The organism is Streptomyces sp. NPDC058671, from assembly GCF_042716475.1.
Lineage (GTDB): Bacteria > Actinomycetota > Actinomycetes > Streptomycetales > Streptomycetaceae > Streptomyces.
Genome location: NZ_JBHXSA010000011.1, coordinates 127,221 through 147,775, shown reverse-complemented (window position 1 = coordinate 147,775; position 20,555 = coordinate 127,221). Strand labels below are relative to the sequence as shown.

Annotated in this window: 14 protein-coding genes and 3 tRNA genes; 11 read left to right on the top strand and 6 right to left on the bottom strand. The window is 70.7% G+C overall.

The genetic code is table 11. The features are described from left to right. Positions 1-100: 100 nt before the first annotated feature. The 5 genes from ACFWV2_RS16460 (at position 101) to ACFWV2_RS16440 (ending at position 4,857) form a co-directional block, all read left to right on the top strand. Positions 101-1,213 carry an ATP-binding cassette domain-containing protein gene (locus tag ACFWV2_RS16460; protein ID WP_384405779.1) on the top strand — a complete coding sequence of 371 codons (1,113 nt, stop codon included), beginning with the start codon at positions 101-103 and terminating at the stop codon, positions 1,211-1,213. Beyond that, positions 1,210-2,091, top strand: coding sequence for an ABC transporter permease (locus ACFWV2_RS16455; RefSeq protein WP_384405711.1), 882 nt, complete (start codon positions 1,210-1,212; stop codon positions 2,089-2,091). Before ACFWV2_RS16460 ends, ACFWV2_RS16455 begins: the two co-directional genes overlap by 4 nt. Positions 2,092-2,257: 166 nt before the next feature. After that, positions 2,258-3,562, top strand: coding sequence for a DUF2254 family protein (locus ACFWV2_RS16450; RefSeq protein WP_384405710.1), 1,305 nt, complete (start codon positions 2,258-2,260; stop codon positions 3,560-3,562). 184 nt (positions 3,563-3,746) lie between these two features. Further along, entirely contained in the window at positions 3,747-4,589 is an 843-nt protein-coding gene (locus ACFWV2_RS16445) for a class II glutamine amidotransferase (RefSeq protein ID WP_384405709.1), read from the top strand. 194 nt (positions 4,590-4,783) lie between these two features. Further along, positions 4,784-4,857: transfer RNA gene (locus tag ACFWV2_RS16440), tRNA-Met, on the top strand. 160 nt (positions 4,858-5,017) lie between these two features. Here the strand turns inward: ACFWV2_RS16440 and ACFWV2_RS16435 are convergent. After that, complete coding sequence (locus tag ACFWV2_RS16435; protein WP_384405708.1) at positions 5,018-6,655, bottom strand: cation acetate symporter; 1,638 nt, start codon at positions 6,653-6,655, stop codon at positions 5,018-5,020. A gap of 784 nt (positions 6,656-7,439) precedes the next feature. Between ACFWV2_RS16435 and ACFWV2_RS16430 the strand changes: the two genes are divergently transcribed. After that, the gene (locus ACFWV2_RS16430; protein WP_384405778.1) at positions 7,440-9,395 is read left to right on the top strand and encodes a flavin monoamine oxidase family protein; all 1,956 of its coding nucleotides are present in this window, start codon (positions 7,440-7,442) and stop codon (positions 9,393-9,395) included. A gap of 174 nt (positions 9,396-9,569) precedes the next feature. Here the strand turns inward: ACFWV2_RS16430 and ACFWV2_RS16425 are convergent, their stop codons facing one another. Both ACFWV2_RS16425 and ACFWV2_RS16420 read right to left on the bottom strand, forming a co-directional pair. Further along, on the bottom strand, positions 9,570-11,408 hold the full coding sequence (locus ACFWV2_RS16425; protein ID WP_384405707.1) for an NAD-binding lipoprotein: 1,839 nt from the start codon (positions 11,406-11,408) through the stop codon (positions 9,570-9,572). Between the two features lie 537 nt (positions 11,409-11,945). Continuing rightward, the gene (locus ACFWV2_RS16420) at positions 11,946-12,107 is read right to left on the bottom strand and encodes a hypothetical protein (RefSeq protein ID WP_384405706.1); all 162 of its coding nucleotides are present in this window, start codon (positions 12,105-12,107) and stop codon (positions 11,946-11,948) included. A 213-nt stretch (positions 12,108-12,320) separates the two neighbouring features. Between ACFWV2_RS16420 and ACFWV2_RS16415 the strand changes: the two genes are divergently transcribed. Further along, positions 12,321-13,118, top strand: coding sequence for an SGNH/GDSL hydrolase family protein (locus ACFWV2_RS16415; RefSeq protein ID WP_384405705.1), 798 nt, complete (start codon positions 12,321-12,323; stop codon positions 13,116-13,118). A 285-nt stretch (positions 13,119-13,403) separates the two neighbouring features. On the opposite strand, the gene ACFWV2_RS16410 is transcribed toward ACFWV2_RS16415, so the two are convergent. Next, a tRNA-Arg gene (locus ACFWV2_RS16410) sits at positions 13,404-13,522 on the bottom strand. Between the two features lie 204 nt (positions 13,523-13,726). Here ACFWV2_RS16410 and ACFWV2_RS16405 point away from each other — a divergent pair. From ACFWV2_RS16405 to ACFWV2_RS16390, 4 genes are all read left to right on the top strand, one after another. Further along, the gene (locus tag ACFWV2_RS16405) at positions 13,727-14,242 is read left to right on the top strand and encodes a DinB family protein (RefSeq protein ID WP_384405704.1); all 516 of its coding nucleotides are present in this window, start codon (positions 13,727-13,729) and stop codon (positions 14,240-14,242) included. A gap of 309 nt (positions 14,243-14,551) precedes the next feature. Next, a complete protein-coding gene (locus ACFWV2_RS16400) occupies positions 14,552-15,745 on the top strand; it encodes a phosphatidylserine/phosphatidylglycerophosphate/cardiolipin synthase family protein (RefSeq protein ID WP_384405703.1) in 1,194 nt (397 codons plus the stop codon). 192 nt (positions 15,746-15,937) lie between these two features. Further along, positions 15,938-16,011: transfer RNA gene (locus ACFWV2_RS16395), tRNA-Met, on the top strand. 117 nt (positions 16,012-16,128) lie between these two features. Beyond that, positions 16,129-17,280, top strand: a complete 1,152-nt coding sequence (locus ACFWV2_RS16390; RefSeq protein ID WP_384405702.1) for a hypothetical protein — start codon at positions 16,129-16,131, stop codon at positions 17,278-17,280. Between the two features lie 347 nt (positions 17,281-17,627). On the opposite strand, the gene ACFWV2_RS16385 is transcribed toward ACFWV2_RS16390, so the two are convergent. Continuing rightward, the gene (locus ACFWV2_RS16385) at positions 17,628-18,878 is read right to left on the bottom strand and encodes a phosphatidylserine/phosphatidylglycerophosphate/cardiolipin synthase family protein (RefSeq protein WP_384405701.1); all 1,251 of its coding nucleotides are present in this window, start codon (positions 18,876-18,878) and stop codon (positions 17,628-17,630) included. A 223-nt stretch (positions 18,879-19,101) separates the two neighbouring features. After that, entirely contained in the window at positions 19,102-20,541 is a 1,440-nt protein-coding gene (locus ACFWV2_RS16380) for an aldehyde dehydrogenase (NADP(+)) (protein ID WP_384405700.1), read from the bottom strand. Between the last annotated feature and the right edge of the window lie 14 nt (positions 20,542-20,555).

Genomic DNA, 20,555 nt, shown 5'->3' with positions numbered 1-20,555 from the left:
GGGAAAGCCGCCGGCCGGACCACTGTCCGGGCCCCGGGGGGGGCCACGCCTGGCCACCGCGGGAGCGAACTCGTAGAACTCGTCGATGAGGACCAGACGTATGCAGCTCCACACCGGTGACGACGGCCTCGCCCCAGCAGCTCTCATGCCAGGCCCCGTCAGCACCCCGCACACCACACAGCGCGGAGCCGAGCCCGTGTACGCCATCAGCATGCGTGGCCTGGTCAAGAGCTATCCGGGCCCTCAGGGCACCACGACCCACGCGGTGCGCGGCCTGGACCTGGACGTGCCGCAGGGCGAGACGTTCGCCTTCCTCGGCCCGAACGGGGCGGGTAAGTCGACCACCATCTCCATGCTCTGTGCCCTGGCCCGCCCCACCTCCGGTCACGCCACGGTCGCCGGGGCCGACGTACTCACCCAACCCCATCAGGTTCGGCGGAACGTCGGCATGCTCTTCCAGCAGAGCGCTCTGGACGCGGACCTGACGGCCGAACAGAATCTCCGGATCCACGCACGCCTCTACGGACTGCCCCGCCGACACACCCGCCTGCGCGTGACACAGGTGCTGGAGACGGCCGGGCTGACCGACCGGAGGGGCTCCCCGGTACGCACCCTGTCGGGCGGCATGCGGCGTCGCCTGGAGATCGCCCGGGCCCTGCTGCACTCCCCCCGCGTGCTGTTCCTCGACGAGCCGACCACCGGTCTCGACCCTCACGCCCGCGTCCAGGTCTGGGACCACCTCCGCGCGCTGCGCGACCGGCATGGCAGCACCCTCTTCGTCACCACCCACTATCTGGAGGAGGCGGAGAACTGTGATCGCATCGCCATCATCGACGGCGGTCGCGTGGTGGCCCAGGGCACTCCCCTCGCGCTGAAGGCCGCGATCGGGGACGACCGGGTCGTCCTTCGCACCAGCGACGACACGACGGCGGTACGGATCGTGCGCGCCGTCGTCCGGCCGGACCGCGCCATCACCGTGGACACCGCCGGAGTCTCCCTGCGGCTGCCGGACGGCAGTACCTGGATCCCCCGTCTCTGCGCGGCCCTGGAACGCCACGGCGTCGCCGTCCACGCCGCCTCCGCGACCCCACCCACGCTCGACGACGTCTTCTTCCACCACACCGGCCGCAGTCTCGACGCCACCGAGCGCAGCAACGTACCGGCCGGCCCCCCACGGGGCGCAACCACGTCACAGACCGGCGGCGTCCGATGACCACAGTCACCCTGAAGGCCCCTGACACTCCTGGCACCCCGGACGCCCCCGAGACCTCCGGCGGCGGTCGGTTCGCCCGCGTGCGGCACGAACTGCGCGCGATCCACGCCCTGGTCTACCGCGACATGCTGCGCCTGGCCGGCCAACGCACCCACACCGCGCTGATGCTGCTGCACCCCATGCTGTACCTCCTCATTCTCGGAGGCGGACTGGCCGCCCTCATCCCCCGTTCCTCCCTGGGCGTCGGCTACCAGACCTATCTCTTCCCCGGCATGCTGATGATGACGGTGCAGACCCCGGCCATCATGGTCGGCATCCGCCTGATCACCGACCGGCAGAGCGGCTACCTCCGCGAGCTCCTCATGGCCCCCGTCAGCCGCTCCACCCTCCTCTTGGGCAACTGCGCGGGCGGCACCCTGACCGCCACAGTCCAAGGTGCCGTACTGCTCAGCCTCGCCGGCACGGTCGGCATCCCCTACGAGCCGCTCCTCCTGCTCCTGCTCCTCGGCGGCATGGTCCTGGCCTCGTTCACCATCACGGCCCTGTCCCTGGCCCTGGCCGTCACGCTCCGCAGACCCGAGACGTTCCACACCCTCCTCGGCCTGATCATGATGCCGCTGCTGTTCCTCTCCGGCGGCTTCTTCCCTCTGCAATCCCTCCCCGGCTGGGCCCAGGCCCTCGCCGGCGCCAACCCCCTCGCCTACGCGGTGGACCTCCTGCGCCGCTGCATCACCCATCGCGTCCCTGACCAGCAAGCCGCCACCAGCATCGAATGGGCGGGATGGCAGCCGCCCCTCCCCCTCGAAGCGGGCCTTCTCCTCATCAGCGGAACCCTCGCCCTGCTGTGGGCCGCCCGACGCTTCAACCGCCCGGAATGAGCACCACGCCGGGGGCCGTCGGTCGCCACGCCCGACGCGTGCTTCGGCCTTCCCTCCGGGGTGCTCCCCCGCACGCCTGACCCGGAGTGCAGCTGGCTGCAGGCGCGTGCCTAATGGAAGGCACGTGCCGGATTCGCCCTGGTCGCCCAACCTCTGAGGAGGCCGGATGCCCCGCTCCGCTGACGGGACCGCCGTCCCCCTGGCGCGGGAACGGCGTCGGCGAAGCCCGCTGCTCCAGCGCCCCACAGGCACAGCGCGCAGGGACCTCTCGCAGTTGCTGTGCGCGGCCGCCGGGCTCGGGCTGGGGCTGCTGACCCCTCTGGTCACGGCGGGCCCCCAGGTGGCGGCGGGGCGGGTGGTCAGCGTGCTGATCACCCTGGGCTTCGGCGTCATCAGCCTGGTGAGCATCATCTACTCGGTGCTGTTCCTGGTCGTGCAGTTCTCCGCCAGCACGTTCACGCCCCGCCTCAGCCTGTTCCGCGACGAGCCGATCGTCTGGCGGGCGTTCGCCTTCACCGTGGGCGTGTTCGTCTTCTGCGTCACCTCGGGCCTGGCCGTCGGCTCCCGGAAGAACGTCTCCGTCTTCGTTCCGTGCGCCGCCATGCTGCTCTCCCTGATCGCGCTCGGCCTGATGCGGACGCTGCAGATGAAGGCGTTCGACTCGATCCAGCTCGGCCACTCGCTGACCGCGATCGCCGCCCGCGCGCACCGCCTGTACGACACCCTGTACGTACGCTCCTACGCCCCTGGCGGGTTCGCCGACCCCCGGCCGTCGCCGACCGGCCCGAGTACGGCGGTCCGCTGGACGGGGCCGCCGACCGTGCTGCGGGGGATCGACGTCTCCACCCTCTTGGGCATCGCTCACGCACACGATTGCTCGGTCGCCTTTCGCATCGCCCCGGGCGCGACCCTGACGGGCGGCATGGTGGTCGCCGATGTGACGGCGGGTGGACCCGGGGAGGCAGCACTGGCGGGCGCCCTCTCGACGGGGGTCGAACGGGCCTTCGCCCAGGACCCCGAACTGCCGTTCAGACTTCTCGCCGACATCGCACTCCGCGCCCTGTCCCCCGCCGTGAACGATCCGGCCACAGCGGTGGAGGCGATGGACCGCCTCGAGGACCTGTTGATCCGCCTGGCCGACCGCGACCTGGAGATCGGCCGATTCCACGACCCTGCCGGACGGTTCCGGGTGAGTGTCCCGGTGCCCGGCTGGGACCGGTACGTACGGACCGCCGTCGACGACCTCGTCTTCGCCGCCGCGGGGACCCCCATGGCCCTGCGCAGAATGCGCGACCTCCTGCGCAGACTGGCCGAGTGCGCCCCCGAGCCCCGACGCGCTGTCGTGAACGACCGGCTCCGGTGGGTCGAGCGAACCGGCAACGAGTCGTACGCGCTGGTATGGGCCGATGGCGACACCGATACGCCGGCGGATGCTGGTGCCGAAACCGAAACCGGTACCGGAACCGCATAGGGCCGGGCCCCGCGTCCCGGCTCGGGACCGGCCGCCCGCGTGGCACTCCCCGGCGGGAGGGCCGAAAATGAGAACGCCGGACGGACCGGGACGGTCCCGGACAGGGCCGGGACAGCGCCGTGCACGCAGCGACGGAGCGGCGGAGGATCGCCCCCTCAGGCACCAGAGACCCAGGTGATCAGGTATGTGCCGATGGCTCGCCTATTCAGGAACTCCCATGCTGCTCGACACCATCCTGTACAAACCGGCTCACTCGCTGATCGACCAGAGCCTGCACTCCAAACTGGGCGTGGAGACCACGAACGGTGACGGGTTCGGCGTCGGCTGGTACACGGACGACAACGAGTCCCCGGCGCTCCTTCGGGACATCGGCCCCGCCTGGAACAACCGCAACCTGCGTGAGATGGCGGACCACGTCCGCTCGCCCCTGTTCTTCGCGCACATCCGGGCGTCGACCGGCACGGCCGTACAGCAGTCGAACTGCCACCCGTTCCGGTACGGCCGGTGGATGTTCATGCACAACGGCGCCATCGCCGGCTTCCACCTCATGCGCCGGGATCTCACCCTGCTCGTCGACCCCGCCCTGTACGCGGGCATCGAGGGGACGACGGACTCGGAGGTGATGTTCTACCTGGCACTCACCTACGGCCTGGACGAGGACCCGCCCGCCGCCGTCGCCCGGATGGCGGGAGTGGTGGAGCGCGTCGGCCACGAGCACGGCGTGGAGTTCCCCCTGCAGATGACGCTCGCCATCACCGATGGTGTACGCGTCTGGGGCTTCCGCTACTCCAGCGGGCACGACTCCCGGTCGCTGTTCTACAGCAGCCGGGTCGAGGCACTGCGCAGGCTGCACCCCGACGTCGCGTTCCTGCGCGACATCTCGGAGGAGACCCGCCTCATCGTGTCCGAACCCCTCGGAGATCTGCCCGGCGCCTGGAACGCGGTCCCGGAAAGCAGTTACGGCGTCGTGCAGCCCGGCGACGACGAGCTGCACCCCTTCGCTCCCTTCACGCCCGTGGCGGCATGACCTGACCATCGCCTGCCGGCAGGGGTCTGCCCTCGGGGTCGCCCCCGAGCCTGCCCCCGGTGCCTTCCTGGGCCGAAGCCCCAACTGACCGCGCTGGGTGGCGGCCTGGTCCTGCTGTTCCGTGACCAGATCCACTGCGCGGGGCGGTCCGGTCATGGCCGGTGCTGTGGATGGCGTAGTGTGGGGACTACCGACGCGGGGTGGAGCAGCTCGGTAGCTCGCTGGGCTCATAACCCAGAGGTCGCAGGTTCAAATCCTGTCCCCGCTACTGAAGTGACAAGAGGCCCGGATCCTGTGGATCCGGGCCTCTTGCGTGCATCCGCACCTCGGGCCGTCCGTCCGGGTGGAGGCCTCTGCGGTACGCCCCGCCCAGGGTCGGCGGGTGGAGCGAAGGCCCGGGGGCCGTCGCTCTGGGCGACGACCGTCTGTCAGGTCCGCGAGTCGCCGGCGTCGTCACGCCGGCGCGCTGCCAGATCGGGGCGTGAGGAACCACGCCGCGCATCGGCCCGCGGGGCGAGGTCCCGGCCGGTACGCCGGTCCGTCACGCTGCCCAGCCATCCCAGGGCGAATCCGGTGGGGATGGAGATGAGGGCGACGGACTGGAAGGGGAGCCAGGCGATGTCCGCGTGAGGGAGGAAGGAGGAGGGGAGGCTGGTGACCATGGGGGTGAAGGTCTGCAGGACGACGACGCAGGCCGCGCCGCCGACGAGGGTCCACAGCAGACCGCGTTCGGTGAAGCGGCGCCAGAACAAGGTGTAGACGAGGGCGGGCAGGAGGCTGGAGGCGGCGACGGCCAGGGCGACCCAGCTGAACATCTGGATGTTCCAGTCGAGGGCCGCGTAGGCGAGGGTGATGCCGGCCGCGCTCACGGCGACCGCGCCCCAGCGGGCGGTGCTGATCTCGACGCCCTTGTCGGAGCTTTCCGTTCGGCGCAGGGCCTGGCGGTAGAGGTCGTGGCCGACCGCGGCCGACGCTGTCAGGGTGAGGCCCGCGATGACGGCGAGGGAGGTCGCGAAGACCGCGATGGCGACGAGGATGAAGAGCACGGTCCCGGCGGTGGAGCCGGGATCGCCCACGAGCGTCCCGGTGGTGAGCATGAGGGCGCCGGTGCCACCCGGGCTGACCTCCGCCAGTTTCGCGCCGCCGACGGTCGCCGCCGTGCCCAGGCCGAGCACCACGGCGCACACGGTGACGGCCGAGACGATGACGAGGGCCCCGCGCACGGAGCGGCGCGCCGCTGCGGCATCGGAGGTGGCGTGCAGCCGCATCACGACATGCGGCATGACGGCCGCACCGAGGACGATGCTGAGCTGGAGCCCGACGAAGTCGAAGGTCCAGCTGGCGCTGGGGTTGGAGCGTTGCAGGAGGCCGGGGCGGAAGTACGCCGGACCGGTTCCGTTGTTGGTCTGCGCGGCGTCGAGGAGAGCGGCCGGGTTCCAGCCGAATCGGGTCAGGAGCACACCGACGACGAGAAGCAGGGCCACGAGGACGATGACGGTCTTCGCGGCCTGCAGGGCGGTCGCCCCGCGCATCCCCCCGACGGCGGTCGCGCAGGCGATCAGGACGCCGATCATCACAGCGATCGCCCGCTGCCCGCCCACGGTCTCCAGGCCCAGGAGCTGCGCGGTCACGAGGGCCACGGCGGAGAGCTGGACGACGAAGTAGAGCAGGCACACAAGGAGCGTGACGACCGCCGCGGCGATCCGGACCGCGGTCCCCGGTGCCCGGTCCGCGAAGACGTCGGCGATCGTGAACCGTCCGCGCGCCCGCAACGGCCCCGCGAGGAGGGACAGGACGACGAGCGCGGCGACTGTGCTGCCCGCGACGAACAAGCCGTCGAACCCCATGAGAGCGACCGTCCCTGTCGTGCCCACGACGGTGGCGGACGAGATGTAGTCGCCCGCCAGCGCCAGTGCGTTACGCAGGGGCTTGTTCCGCCGCCGACCGACGTAGAAGTGCTCCGCCTCCTCGCGTTGTGGTCCGAGCAGCAGGCAGGCGAACAGCGCGGCGACCACGATGAGGAGGAAGCTGACCAGGACAGCGCCCTGGGTTTCGCCCCCGGTCATGGACAGCTCCGTGGCGGGCAAGGGGTGGACGGTCATGGCTCTCCGGGACACTCGCGACGGCAAGAGGGCCTACGAGAGCACGGTGCGGGCCCCCGGTGAAGGCGTGCACGACGGAACGTGTCACCAGCACACCGGCACGGGCCTTGCCTGTGCGTGGCGACCAATGCCTTACGGGGCGGGGCGGGAGGGCGGGAAGCCGGCTGGGGGCCAGGGCGGGGGCCACGGGGTGGCGGGGCTGCGTCGTCGGCAGGAGGCGCCGGACGTCCCCGGCGGCCGACGCGCAAGCGTGTGGAGGTGAGTGTCGGGGTCAAGGCTTGAGACATGACGACATCACTCGGTGCCTTTGTCCTCGGCAGCCCGGATCCTCCCGCGCCGGCCGACTCCTCCCATCTGGCCGCAGCGCCCCGGCACGGGTCCTCCGGGACCCTCATGATCACCCGTTCCGCCTCTTCCTTCCGGGAGCCTGAACGCCACGGCGGCGGTACCGGGTAGCGGCAGGGGTACGCGCGGGTGACCCACCGCCACCCCGGGGTGGCCTCGGGGGTGGGATCGCGGTGGGCCGGGCCGGATCGAAGTGGCATCGGCCGTACGACCGGGGTGGCCTGGGCTCAGGGAGCCGGCACCCTCCGGAAGACTTGCCGAGCCGCTCGCGCCCCACGGTCCCGTACGAAACTCAGTTCGTCAGCAGCGGACCCCGTGTGCCGCACGTCCGGGTGGTAGTTCCTCTGTCCAGGGGCTTTTGGGCGTCGGGTCACAGCGGGACCGCAAGAGTTGCCCCGTGATCATTGACGCACTCCCCACACCCGACCCTGCTGACCAGCCCGAACCCGGGGCCGCCCGTCGGCCGTCCCGCCGTACCGTCATCGCCGGCGCGGCCACGGTCGCGGGAGCCGGTGCCCTGGCGGTCGCCGCAGGCGGCGCCGGGGCCTCGCAGACTCCGGCCCGGCCCTCCTCCCCCGCCGACTGGGACACCTGCCTGACCATCGCCCGGGCCATCCTGGTGCGGGACGACGACGACCTGCCGCTCGTGCCGCGCTACGCGGACATCCTCCTGAAGTCCGGTCTGCCCCGGCCCCGTGGGACAGGAGGACGCCGCGGCCGCAAGGTGCTGATCGTCGGCGCCGGGCCCGCCGGGCTCACCGCCGCGCACCTGCTGCGCCAGGCCGGACACCGGGTCACGGTCATCGAGGCCAACGGCAACCGGGTCGGTGGCCGGATCAAGACCTTCCGTACCGGAGGCCACGAGGAGTCCCCCGCGCCCTTCGCGGACCCGAAGCAGTATGCCGAGGCCGGGGCCATGCGCATCCCCGACAGCCACCCGCTCGTCACCGGCCTCATGGACAGCCTCGGCCTCAAGCGCCGGCCCTTCCACCTCGTCGACGTCGACGGAGCCGGCCGCCCCGCGTACCGCACGTGGATCTTCGTCAACGGCATCCGCGTCCGCCGAGCCGACTACGCGCGCAGCCCGCAGGCCCTCAACCGCTCCTTCGGTGTCCCGGCCGCCTACGAGTCCCTCCCCGCCGTACAGATCGTGCGGAACGCCTTCGCCCCCGTGCGCAAGGAGATCGAGGGCAAGAAGGACAAGGAGCTCGTCGAGGGTTGGGCCCGCGTCATCCAGCGCTACGGCCACATGTCCATGTACCGGTACCTGACGGAGGAGGCCGGACTCGACGAGCGGACCATCGATCTGATCGGCACCGTCGAGAACCTCACCTCCCGTCTCCACCTCGCCTTCGTGCACAGCTTCATCGGGGCCTCCCTCATCAGCCCCGACACCCGCTTCTTCGAACTGCCCGACGGCACCGCCACTCTGGCCGACGCCCTCTACGACCGGGTCAAGGACGTCGTGCGGCTGGACCGCCGTGCCACCCGGATCGCGCACGGTGACGGCCGGGTGCGTATCGACACGGTCTCCGAAGGACGCGGCGGCGTCGTGGAGCGAGAGACCTTCACCGGGGACGCCGCGATCATCACCGTCCCCTTCTCCGGACTGCGCCACATCCCGGTCACCCCCGCGCTCTCCTACGGCAAGCGGCGGGCGGTCACCGAACTCCACTACGACGCCGCCACCAAGGTGCTATTGGAGTTCAGCCGTCGCTGGTGGGAGTTCGACGAAGCCGACTGGAAGCGCGAACTGGAGGCGGTGCGGCCAGGCCTGTACCGGAAGTACCAGCTGGGGCAGGCCCCTGGGGACGGCAGCCTGCTCGGCGCGCACCCCTCCGTACCCCAGGGGCACATCTCCGCTGCCCAGCGCGCCCACTACGCCGCCACGCGCTTGGTCTCCCGCGACCAGCCGGAGGCGGCGGGGGTCATCGGCGGCGGATCGGCCACCGACAACCCCAACCGCTTCATGTTCCAGCCGTCGCATCCCGTCGAAGGCAGCCGGGGCGGGGTCATCCTCGCCTCCTACAGCTGGTCCGACGACGCCCTGAAGTGGGACTCGTTCGACGACGAGGAGCGTTACCCTCGCGCTCTCGCCGGAGTCCAGGACGTCTTCGGGCAGCGGATCGAGGTCTTCTACACCGGCGTCGGGCGCACCCAGTCCTGGATGCGTGACCCGTACGCCTACGGCGAGGCCTCCGTGCTGCTTCCCGGTCAGCACACCGAGTTGTTCCCCCACGTCCGCAAGGCCGAAGGGAACCTGCACTTCGCCGGGTGCCACACCTCCATCAAGCCCGCGTGGATCGAAGGGGCCCTCGAATCCGCCGTACGTACCGCCCTGGAGGTGCACGCGCACTAGGTGACCGACGCGAGCCGGGCACACCTGTGCCCGGCTCCGTCCGTGGGGGCACGAAGACACGGGGGCACGGGGCGCCGCAGGCAGCAGGCGGCCGCCGCAAGCAGACACGCGGGCACCGCAGGGCAGGCGCGCTCGAAGGCACGCGGCGCACGCAGGTCGGTTCAGCCGCCGGGGTCAGCTTTCGGCAAGCACGATCAACCAGTCACCCGAGTCGAATCGCACCGGCCGGCTCTTGTCAGGGTTGATCGTCACGCCGTAGTCGGGGGCCGTGGTGACCGAACGGCGCTGCCGGTATCCGACGGCGCACTCACCCCGCCGACGCGCCGACTCCACAGCGGTGGCGAAGGTGACCTCCCGGTCGAGCCTGACATAGTCCCTGACCGGTTTCAGGTGGAACTCGCTCCCCTCGGCGGTGAACAACTCCTCGAAGACGGTCGCGAGGTAGCCGCTCTCCGAGATCTGTGCCATGAGAAGGCTGATGAGCCTGCCGCTCACGATGAAGTCGGCTCCGGCTCTGGCGGGCGCGAGCAGCCGGTTGCCGTCGTCGGACATCTCCGTGGTGAGGGCGAGTTCCTCGTGTGCGGCGCCCCCGATCGCCCGCAGGTGCAGCAGGGTGACCAACGTGCGGTCGTCCGCGTTCGACTCCGTCTGCGGCTCCCGCTGGGGATGCGTCGGCAGGGCCGTGTCCCCGATGACGATCACGCCGTCGTAGGACGGCACGTCCAGCTTGGCCAGGACGCGTGGATCGGTGATGTCCCCGCTGCGGAAGGCCACTTCCAGGTGGCCTTGCGCCGGAACGCCGCGGACGGCATCGCAGATGGTGGCGTCGTCGCCCTGCGCCACGACGTCCAGGACGGTCCCCGGGGGCACGTACTGGTCGAGCTGCTCCACGATGAGCGGGGCCCGCCGGTTCCAGCCGAGCAGGAGCAGGCGCTCGGCGACGGACGTCCCGGGCTCGGCCGTGACGATCGCGTCCTCGTGGACGAAGGAGGAGGCGTCCCCCCGTACGGCCGTGTCGTCGTCCCTGGTGATGACGATGATCCGGTCGCTCACGTCGATCGTGGAGTTCGGCTCGGGATTGAGGTCGACGGCCCCGTCCGCACGGAGCAGGCCCACCACGGACGAGGTGGTGAACGACAGCAGGGCCTCACCGAAGGTGCGTCCGGCCAGGTCCTCGGCGGTAGCGGTGTAGAACTCGTCGCCCTCGAAGTCCAGCAGCTCCTGATACACGAGTGAAAGGCCGGGCTGGAGCGCGGTCTGGACGAGGAGCCGGGCGACGATGTGGTCGACGCACAGGACGTGGCCGCGCGGCCCGGCGGCCAGTTGGGCGGTGCGGTGGTGGCGGGCGTCACGGACGGCGGCGACCACCACCGCCTCCCTGTCGGGGGAAGCGGCCGCGTCGAGGGCGAGCAGGGTCTTCACCACGTGGGCGTCGCCGGCTTCCCCGTCGGGCGCCAGGACGAGCACGGACTTGGCGGTCCGCGGACTCACCCGCGACAGAACCGCCGGATCGGTGGTGCTGCCGGTGCGGCAGATGATCCGGGTCGTGCCGGGGTCCGTGATGCGGGTGGCGATTCCCTGTTCCATCTCCACCTTGTCCATGGGGGCGAGGACGGCGATGGCCGCCCGTCGCTTGTTGGCGTTGGCGGCCACCAACTCCCCGATGACCGGGAAGATCTGGTCGGACCAGCCCAGGACGATGGTGTGCCCGGTCTCCAGGACGGTGGAATGGCCCAGGCGAAGCGACCTGATGCGCTGATCGATGCCGGTGGTGATGAGACTGACCAGCGTCGACACGAACAACAAGGCCACGAGGGCGAGCAGAACCGAGGTCAGCACGTAGACGGGTGACCCGACCGCGCCCCCGATCTTGAGCGTCTGTCCGACACTGACCCACACCGCCTGGAGCCGACCGGACGGGGTGGCCGGAGCCTTCCGGTCGGCCCAGACCAGAACCGCACTCGCGGGGACGACGACGGCCAGACAGGCCAGGGCCAGCCACCCGATGAGCACGGTGGTCCCTCCTGCCACCAGGTTGTCGAACCGGTACCGAAGATGCTGGCGGAGGGTTGTGCGCTGCTGCGCCACGCAAACTCCCGGGTATGAGACATGCCGATCGGGCGACTCCCGGCCGCCCACGCCGCTCACCTTAGGGAACCCGGGACGCTGTCCGGCCCGAAGCGGCCGGCCCTCACTCAGAGGTATGAACCGGGCCGGCCTGGAGTGATGGCCGTGGGAGAGCGTCCAGACCCGGCGGGCGCGCGTCCCGGTGATCAGTCGGGAGGTGATTGAGGCGTTGCGGTGAAGCCTCGAGGGATACGGGGAACGTGGCGGCAGCGGAGGCGGAGCCGGCCGGTGATCCCGAGGGCCCGCATGGGACCGCGTCGGGCTGCAGCCACACCGCCTGCCACGTCCCGCAGCCGTCCTTGGGGTCGGACGGCCCGCCCGCAACCCTCGCACGCCAGGCTGGGGCCGGCCCGGCCGCACCGGCCCTGGCAGTGACCCTTACGGGGTGGCCCCGTCGCCCTCTGCGATTGACTCGGGCCGGAGTCACGCCGCCGGGTCCCACACGCGTTCGAACAGGGCAAGTTCCGGCAGATCCGGACCAGCCTCGGGCCAGCCGATCCCGGCGGCGACGAGCTGCTCAGCAGCAGCGTTGACCCAGCGCAGGTGGACCTCGTAGCGGGGTGTGACGTCCGCTGGCCGTCGCACTCACGCAGGCCTGCCCCGCTCCGGAGGAGCGCGTCGGCGAGGATCTCCTTGAGGCGGTGCGGGCCGTAGCCCGTGGCACCTTGGACCAGTCGACCAGGGGACCTGGCTCTGGGACCCCTGGATTGGTACTCAGAGAAACGATTACTCGCTTTATTGAGTATGCTTCTCTTCCAGTTGCGGCACGGCAGTGCCACAAGAGGAGACGGACGGTCCATGAGGAACGGTCAGTACCTGCGATACGTCGCGCTGGGCGACAGTCAGACGGAGGGGGTCGGCGACGGCGACGACACCATCGGGCTTCGCGGCTTCGCGGACCGGCTCGCCGAGCGGATCGCGGCCGTGAGCCCGGAGGTGCAGTACGCCAATCTGGCCGTCCGGGGTCGGCTCGCCGGACAGGTCCGCGCCGAGCAGCTCGGTCCCGCGCTCGCCCTACGCCCCGATGTCGCCACCGTGATCGCCGGGGTCAACGACCTGCTGCGGCCCCGATTCGACCCGGACGAGACCGCCGCACACGTGGAGGCGATGTTCGCCGCACTCACCGGCGCGGGCGCACGCGTCGCTACCTGCACGTTCCCGGATATCGCCCGGATCGCGCCCATCGCCCGCCCCGTCGCGCCCAGGATCGCCGCCCTCAACGACCGCATCCGACTGGCGGCTGCCCGGCACGGCGTCGCCCTCGCCGAGACGTCCCCGCACGCCGCTGCCGCCGATCCACGCCTCTGGGCCGCGGACCGACTGCACGCGAGTCCGCTCGGCCACGAGCGGATCTCCGCCGCACTGGCGCACGCGCTCGGCCTTCCGGGCAGCGACGACTCGTGGACCCAAGCACTGACGCCCGCCCCTGCCACGACCGCTACCGCGGTACGTGCGGCAGCCATCGAACTTCGGTGGGCCGCCGGGTTCCTAGGCCCCTGGCTGCTTCGGCGCCTGCGCGGTCGCTCTTCCGGCGACGGCCGCGCCGCACGGCGCCCGGAGCTGCTGCCCGTGCGGATGCCGCCGGTCGGCGTCTGAACCCCGGGCATTCGCAGGGTGCGGGCGAGGCGGAGGGCCTCTGTGCCGGTCCGACTGGCACGGGCGTCGTCGCGACTGCCGGCCGCAGGTGGGCTGTCTGACACTGGGCACAGTGGTCGGCCGGGCATCGGGAAGCGGGTTCCCACGCCGCGTGTCATGGCGCACCCGGCAGCCACGCACAGGCGTTCACGGGCGACGGCGAGACCGAGCCCCTCACGATGACGCTGGGCATGCGGTCACCGAACACCACACCGAGGGTTGCGCCGGGCAAACCCAGGACGGTTGCGGTGCCGACGGGATTCGAACCCGCGAGACAGACAAGGGCAGGGCCACCCCGTCTCCGTCAGTCGCCGTGGAGGGGGCCTCCCCCACGGCGATCGCAATGGACCGCTCTGCCACGGCACGCAACCTGCGGGACCACGCGCAGCCCCGCTCCGAAGCAGGGTAGACACTTCGCCTGCGGCGGACGAGTCCATTTCCTTCAGGTCCTGTCCAGCGGACCTTCCGACGCGTACGAGGGTGCAGCGTGGGCAAAGAGAGGGGGCGTCGCCGCACCACGCCGAAAACGTGGCGACAGTCGGAGACCGGGCGCGCTAGCGTCCGCGGACATGACCCCCTCATTCGGACGTCCCCCCTTCCAGGCGGACGAACGCACCGCGCTCATCGGCTGGTTGGATCTCCAACGGCAGATCCTGCGATGGAAGTGCGAGGGCCTGAGCGAGGCGGACGCACACCGTTCCGTCATCCCGACCTCGCCGACGATGACGATGGCCGGGCTCATCAGCCATATGCGGTGGGTGGAGCACACCTGGCTGGAGGTGTTGTTCCTCGCCGGCGACGAGACGCAGAACCCCTCCTTCGACGCGGCGGATGAGGATGCCGACTGGCGCACCGACGGCGTCCCTCTGCAGCAGCTGCTTGCGGACTACGAGGCCCAGTGCGCCCGTAGCAATGAGATCGCGGACGCAGCCTCCCTGGATGACGTCGGTCGCCACCCCGGATACCGCTCTGGCGCTGCCAACCTGCGCTGGATTCTCATCCACCTCATCGAGGAAACCGGACGGCATGCAGGGCACGCGGACATCGTGCGGGAGCTGCTCGACGGAGCGAAGGGGTACTACTGACGAGTGCCTCCGCCTGCCGGATCGCAGGCGGCCTCGGAGTCAGAGTCAGATCGAGACGACAGGTACGGCTCCGTGCAAGGACACGGCGTTCGCGAGTCGTAGCCGATCACGACGAGGCCACTCCCCCGCTCCCCCCCCTCGGGTCGGTGCGCGGCGGCAGGGCCCGCGCCCGCTCGGTCCATGACCGGCGGAGTCGTTCTGCCGGACGGGGTGGGGTGAGGCCTCGTCACCGGTGTCGGGAGAATGATCTCCGTCATGACATGTCACCGCAACACAACAGGAGAACGCGGAACCATGCGGAGAACCGCCATGAGGCTGCTGCTGGTCGGATCGCTGATCGGGGGGCTGTACGGGCAGTTCCTCGCCGGGGCGCCCGTCGCAGTGGCCGCCCCGCCACTGCCCACCACCGGGGCGGTGTTCAACGACCCGACCGGTACGCCCGAGCAGCAGAACGCCGTCAAGCAGCACATCATCGACGCCGTCGACGCCACCGAGGGCGGCCGGACGCTCCGCGCCTCGATGTACGCCCTGACGGACGCCGACTATTCCGAGGCGCTGCAGCGCGCACACGCCAGAGGTGTCCAGGTTCGGGTCGTCCTCGACCACTCGGAGTCGGACTCAGCCGCCGCGGTGGCCCTCACCGCAGCCCTCGGCACCGACATGACCCAGCCTTCCTGGGTTCACATCTGTCCCGCCGGCCGCGCCTGCATCGCGGACACCGACGCGGCGTGGAACGACGGAACTCCGCCCGTCAACCCCATCAACCACAACAAGTTCTTCACCTTCTCCCGTGTCGGCGCCGCCGGTCTCGCCGAGGACGTCGTCATCCAGACCTCGGCCAACCAGACTCCCGGCAACACCACTCGGTTCTGGAACAACGCCTACACCTCCGTCGGCAACACCGAGCTGTACACGGCATACGTGAACTACTTCAACGACCTGGCCGCCGAGCGGAGGAACACGAACTACTTCCGGCAGGCCGCCACCGCAGGCGCGGAGAAGTACTACTTCTTCCCCCAGTCCTCCGGGGACGTCGTCGTCGACATCCTCGGCAACGTCACCTGCACGGGCAATACGACGGTGGGCTCCGACTCCCACAAGACGGTCGTACGCATCGCGGCCTGGGCGCTCCACCGCTCAGCCGTCGCCCAGAAGCTCCGCGCTCTGGCAGACCAGGGCTGCTGGATCGAGATCGTCTACCGCGAGACCAACCAGCTCACCACCCTTGCCCACCCCCGCATCCGCCCGTACAAGCTGCTCCTCGACAAGGGCACCACGACCACAGGCGACGACATGTTCGTCCATTCCAAGTACCTGCTCGTAGAGGGAAATTACGCCGGCCGCCCGGACACCAAGTGGACCTTCACCGGTTCTCACAACCTCGACATGTCGTCGCTGCGCGAGAACGACGAAGCACTGCTGCGCATATCCGGTGACACCGTCCACGACGCGTACCGCGCCAACTACTACGCCATGCGGAGCCACGCCACCTTGACCGACTGAGCGGGTCGGTTCTCGCTGCGGCCGACGGGAACGGTACCGCGGCAAGGCCGAGCTGCCGGCACCGCTTCTCGTCCGCCGGCCTCGCCGAGCGCTCCCCCGCGGACCTACGGACGTGCACCCCGGGCCGTTCCCCGAGCTCAGTGCTGCTGGTCACGGGTGGTGCCGAGCGTGGCGTAGTGTGGTGTCCACCGACGCGGGGTGGAGCAGCTCGGTAGCTCGCTGGGCTCATAACCCAGAGGTCGCAGGTTCAAATCCTGTCCCCGCTACTGAAGCGGCGTGAGGCCCGGATCCCGTGGATCCGGGCCTCACGTGTGCACCTGCCCCCAGGCGCTCGGGCCGCGGACCATACTGGTCGAGCCCTGATCACCCACCTGGACGGTTCCATGGCCAAGAGCAGCTCTCCATCGACCACTGCCCCCGATACCGTGTGGCTCGGGCGTGGGCGTCACCTCGGATCCGAAGCCGAGCGGGACGTCCGGCGCAACCTGGTCGCCCTCAAGGCGGCCGGAGTGATCGATGACTTCTCGGACCTCGACCCGATCGAAGCGGCCCGCTCGACCGATCTGTTCCCCCGCGACGAGTCCGCCGATGCCGGCCCGTCTGCACGCCGGCTCTTCGAGGCCCGCTGGCGCGTGGCCGACGGTGTCACCGTGCGCGCTCAACTGACCACGTACGATCCTGAGTCCCGGCGCGTCGAGCGTGACGGCGTCGCATGGGTGCTCGCCGCCGAGGCAGAGCGGGCGTGGGAAGCGAGCTGGCCCTCACCCGCCACCATGTTCTGGCCCGACAGCGACCAGGTCGCCTGGGACCACGAACATGTGCCGGGCGTACGTCTGCGCGGGACGAACCACCTTCCGAAGGACGACGGAGAGTTGCGGCGCCTGCTGCGGAGCTGCACCCGGCAGAGCTGGTTCATCCACGTCGTGGTGCACGAGGCGATGACGCCCGACGCGCGGGGGCGGCGGCCGATCACGGCGTTCCTGCCACCGAGCCTGCGGCACCAGGTGGTCGAGCACCGGGCCGCGCCGGAGCAGGCACTGATCGTCGACTTCGCGATGAAGCGTGAGCTGGGCGTGGGGCTGCCGCGCGGCGGGGCCGTCGTCCTGCCCTCGACACCGCAGGTCCCGGGCTACGACGCGGAGCGCTTCACCGTGCGCGACGTCTTCCTGGACGGCACGGAGCCGACCGACCTCCTTGACGCGATCACGGGGTTCGCCTCGCTGCCGCGACCGCTGCCGACCGACGCCGAACAGGCCCTGACACGGCTGCGGCAAGGCTGGCACCTGCTCACCCGGGACGAGGAGCTTGTCCACGCACGGGCCATGGTCACCAGGTATGCCAAGGCTCTGGAAGCCATGACGGCATCCTGTGACCTGTACCGTGAAGCGGCCGAGTCGGCGCTCGCCGCGCTCGCCGAGACGCCCGGCGCCAACGACGGATCCCGGGCACCCATGCCGGCTGGGGCCGAGCAGGGCACCTCGCCGCTGAAAATCCTCACGAAGAAGCTCGCCCTCTTCCGCAGTCCGAACCGTTAGAGGGCGAAGGGGAGACCCGGTCCTGGGAATTGGCTGGACCCCCGATGCCGGGTCGGCGAGCGAGCGGTTTGTGGTAACGGACGTACTCGTTGTGCCGCCGGACACCCCCACCCTCTCGGGTTGTCTGACCGGTGGGGGTTTGCCGTGCGCGCGCGGAGCCGGGCCATCGTTGTGCCCTGCTCGCGAAGGCCTCGCAGCCCGTCCAGCAGCAACGCGCCATGGCACCACCGCTGGTGGAGCGGTGCCGGCCGGTTGCGTCGATCGCCGCATCGGGTGCGTGGCGTACGGCCTGCCCCGGCGGCCTGTACGGGGCCGGGGCAGCCGGTGGGCGGGACGCCGTGGCGGGGTCAGCGGCAGGCGCCGGTGTCGTCCGCCGTGCCCGGGAAGGCCGCGGTCTTCGTCTGGGCGAAGTTGGTGACGAACGCGTCGTACACCGCTGGCGTGGTGATCCGCAGCATCGTCTCGTCGTTGTCGCGCAGGGCCGGGCCGCTCCAGTTGTGGCTGCCGGTGAAGACCAGCTTCTCCCGCGCTCCCGCGTACATGCCGTCGATCATGAGGTTCTTGGAGTGCACGATGCGGTTCGGGGTGCCGGCGAGGGAGTCGTGGTCGTGCTGGTAGCAACGGGGGGTGAGACGGGACTGGCCGTGGAGGGCGTTCCAGGTGCCGGTGTCGGTCTCGCTGTAGACGATGTCGACCGTGCAGCCGGCCGCGGCGAGGGCGCGCAGTTTGTCGGCGACCGCCTGGCGGGTGATCTTCAACATCGCCACGCGGACAGTGGTGCGGTGGGTCCCGGCCGCGTCGCTCCAGGTGCAGCCGACGTTGTCGAGGGTGTTGACGACGGTGTCGGTCTCGTCGGTGGTTCCCGCGCGCGGGAAGAAGTACGCCTTGTAGTCGCCCGCGCCGGCGTACGTGTAGTCCCAGGCGGCCCTGTTCTGCTGCGTCAGCTTGGCGAAGTACGAGGTGTACGCCGCGTAGAGGGTCGGGTTGCCGTCGAAGGCGACGGCGCTGTTCCAGTAGCGGGAGTAGTTCGAGGGGGTCAGGTTCGAGGTCGTCTGCAGGACGACCTGTGTCGCCGCGCCGCCGCCGACGCTGCTGAACAGCAGGAACTTGTTGTGGTTGATTCCGCTCGCGGTCGAGCCCAGGCACGACCGGCCCTTGGCGCACAGGGTGACGTACGAGCTCTTGGTGATGTCGGTCCCGAGCGCCGTCTTGAGCGTGTCGTACGACGCGGGGTTGCCCTCCGGAGCGCTGACCGTCGTCTCGTCGAGGACCACCTGGACGGCGATCCCGCGAGTGCTGTGGGCACTCGCGAGGTCCTGGGCGATGGTGGTGTCCCACAGGTGGTACATCGCCATGCGGATCGTCGAGCCGTCGTCGGCGGCAGCGACGAGTTCGCGGACGCGGTTCCTGATGGCGTCCTGCGCGGCCGGGTCGGCGGACGTCGGGGTGTTGAACAGCGGCCCGAGCGCCGGGACGGCGGCCGCCTCGGCCGACGCCGTCTCCTCGGCGGTGGCGCTCTGCGCGGATCCGATGGCGCCGGCGGTCAGCACCAGGGCGATGGCGGCCGCTGACAGACGTCTGCGAAGGCTGGTCCTCATGAACTCTCCTCGTGGGCACTCACTTGGAATGATCATGACCCTAGCGCCCTCGCACCGGCGCGCGTGATCGTGCGGTCATGAGAGGTGAAGGCCCGGCGCGAGGTGTCGCCGGGGCCGTCACGCCCGTCGTATCGGAGGAGAAAACGCCCGGGGCCGGCGGGCCTCCCTCGTCACTCGGAGGCGGACTCCTCCGCTCCTGGAACGTGCGGAGAAGTCCGCTCTGTCACGCCCCTGTGCGCTGCGGTACCCGCCACGGGTTGGAGGTCCGCAGGGGGTACGGCAAGAGGGTCTCGGGCATGTTCTGGTAGGCGACGGGGCGCAGCCAGCGTGCGACGGCGGTGCCGCCCACGCTGGTGTGCAGCGGGTTGGTCGTGGCCGGCCAGGGGCCGCCGTGGTGCATGGCGCGGGTGACGGCCACCCCTGTCGGCCAGTCGTTCCAGATCAGGCGGCCGGCGCGCAGGGCGGACCAGATCTCGCGGGACAGTTCCCCGTCCGTGTCCTGCCGGCCGTGCACCGCGGCGGTGAGGCTGCCCGGGAGCTCCCTGAGGGTGGTGAGCAAGTCCTCGGTGGAGGCGTAGGTGACGACGGTCGATGCCGGGCCGAAGCATTCCCGGAGGAGCTCGGGGTGGGCGCGCAGGTCGTGGGCCCTGACGGTGAGGAGTGCCGCCGGGAGCCCGTCGGCGGGTCGTTCGGTGCGGTGGGTGCCGGTCGGTGCGGGCGCGATCTGTCGGACGGCGGGGTGGGTGGTCAGCTCGTCGAGGGTCGTGCGGTAGGCCTCGGCGATCCAGGGCCCCAGCATCGGCGCGGGAGAGGTCTGGGTGACTGCTGCGCGGAGGAGTTCGTCGAGGTCGTGGTGTTCGGGCAGGAAGAGCAGACCCGGCTTGGTGCACAACTGGCCCTGGCTGCGGGTGACGGACGCGATGTAGTCGCTCACCAGGGCGGGTCCTCGTGAGGCGAGGGCGTGGGGGGTGACCACGACGGGGTTGAGGGAGCCCAGTTCTCCGTAGAACGGGATCGGGTCGCGGCGGGCGGAGGCGAGATCGAACAGTGCCCGGCCGCCGGTGGTGGATCCGGTGAAGCCGACGGCCTGGATGACGGGGTCGGTGACCAGGGCGCGGCCTGCCTCGCGGCCGTGGACGACGGAGAGGGCGCCCGGGGGCAGGACCTCGGCGGCGAGTGCTGCGGTGCGTTCGGTGAGGCGGGGGTGGCCCTCGTGGGCTTTGACCACGACCGGGCAGCCGGCGGTGAGCGCGCTGGCGGTGTCTCCGCCGAGGACGGAGAAGGCGAAGGGGAAGTTGGAGGCGGTGAAGACGGCGACCGGGCCGAGAGGGACGAGCATGCGGCGTACGTCCGGGCGCGGGGCGGGGAGGGCGTCGTCGTCCGCCGGGTCGATCATGACGTCGAAGTGGGCGCCCTCTTCGGCGATCCCGGCGAACATCTCCAGCTGTACGCGGGTACGCAGTACCTCACCGCGCAGTCTGGTGTCGCCGAGACGAGTCTCCTCCTCTGCAAGGGCGACCAGTTCATCGGTGTGCTCGTGGAGCACGCCGGCGAGGTCACGAAGGAGTGTGGCGACCTCGGCGGGGGCCAGGGCGGCAAGGGCGGGAGCGGCGGCGCGAGCGGCTTCGGTGGCCAGGGGGTCCAGCGGGGAACGGGAAGGCATGTCTTCTCTCAGCG

Excerpts from the sequence above, each read along its gene's own strand:
- ACFWV2_RS16460 (WP_384405779.1), top strand. The coding sequence starts at position 101 with ATGCAGCTCCACACCGGTGACGACGGCCTCGCCCCAGCAGCTCTCATG.
- ACFWV2_RS16455 (WP_384405711.1), top strand. The coding sequence starts at position 1,210 with ATGACCACAGTCACCCTGAAGGCCCCTGACACTCCTGGCACCCCGGAC.
- ACFWV2_RS16450 (WP_384405710.1), top strand. The coding sequence starts at position 2,258 with ATGCCCCGCTCCGCTGACGGGACCGCCGTCCCCCTGGCGCGGGAACGG.
- ACFWV2_RS16445 (WP_384405709.1), top strand. The coding sequence starts at position 3,747 with ATGTGCCGATGGCTCGCCTATTCAGGAACTCCCATGCTGCTCGACACC.
- ACFWV2_RS16435 (WP_384405708.1), bottom strand. The coding sequence starts at position 6,655 with ATGACCGGGGGCGAAACCCAGGGCGCTGTCCTGGTCAGCTTCCTCCTC.
- ACFWV2_RS16415 (WP_384405705.1), top strand. The coding sequence starts at position 12,321 with ATGAGGAACGGTCAGTACCTGCGATACGTCGCGCTGGGCGACAGTCAG.
- ACFWV2_RS16405 (WP_384405704.1), top strand. The coding sequence starts at position 13,727 with ATGACCCCCTCATTCGGACGTCCCCCCTTCCAGGCGGACGAACGCACC.
- ACFWV2_RS16400 (WP_384405703.1), top strand. The coding sequence starts at position 14,552 with ATGAGGCTGCTGCTGGTCGGATCGCTGATCGGGGGGCTGTACGGGCAG.
- ACFWV2_RS16390 (WP_384405702.1), top strand. The coding sequence starts at position 16,129 with ATGGCCAAGAGCAGCTCTCCATCGACCACTGCCCCCGATACCGTGTGG.
- ACFWV2_RS16385 (WP_384405701.1), bottom strand. The coding sequence starts at position 18,878 with ATGAGGACCAGCCTTCGCAGACGTCTGTCAGCGGCCGCCATCGCCCTG.
- ACFWV2_RS16380 (WP_384405700.1), bottom strand. The coding sequence starts at position 20,541 with ATGCCTTCCCGTTCCCCGCTGGACCCCCTGGCCACCGAAGCCGCTCGC.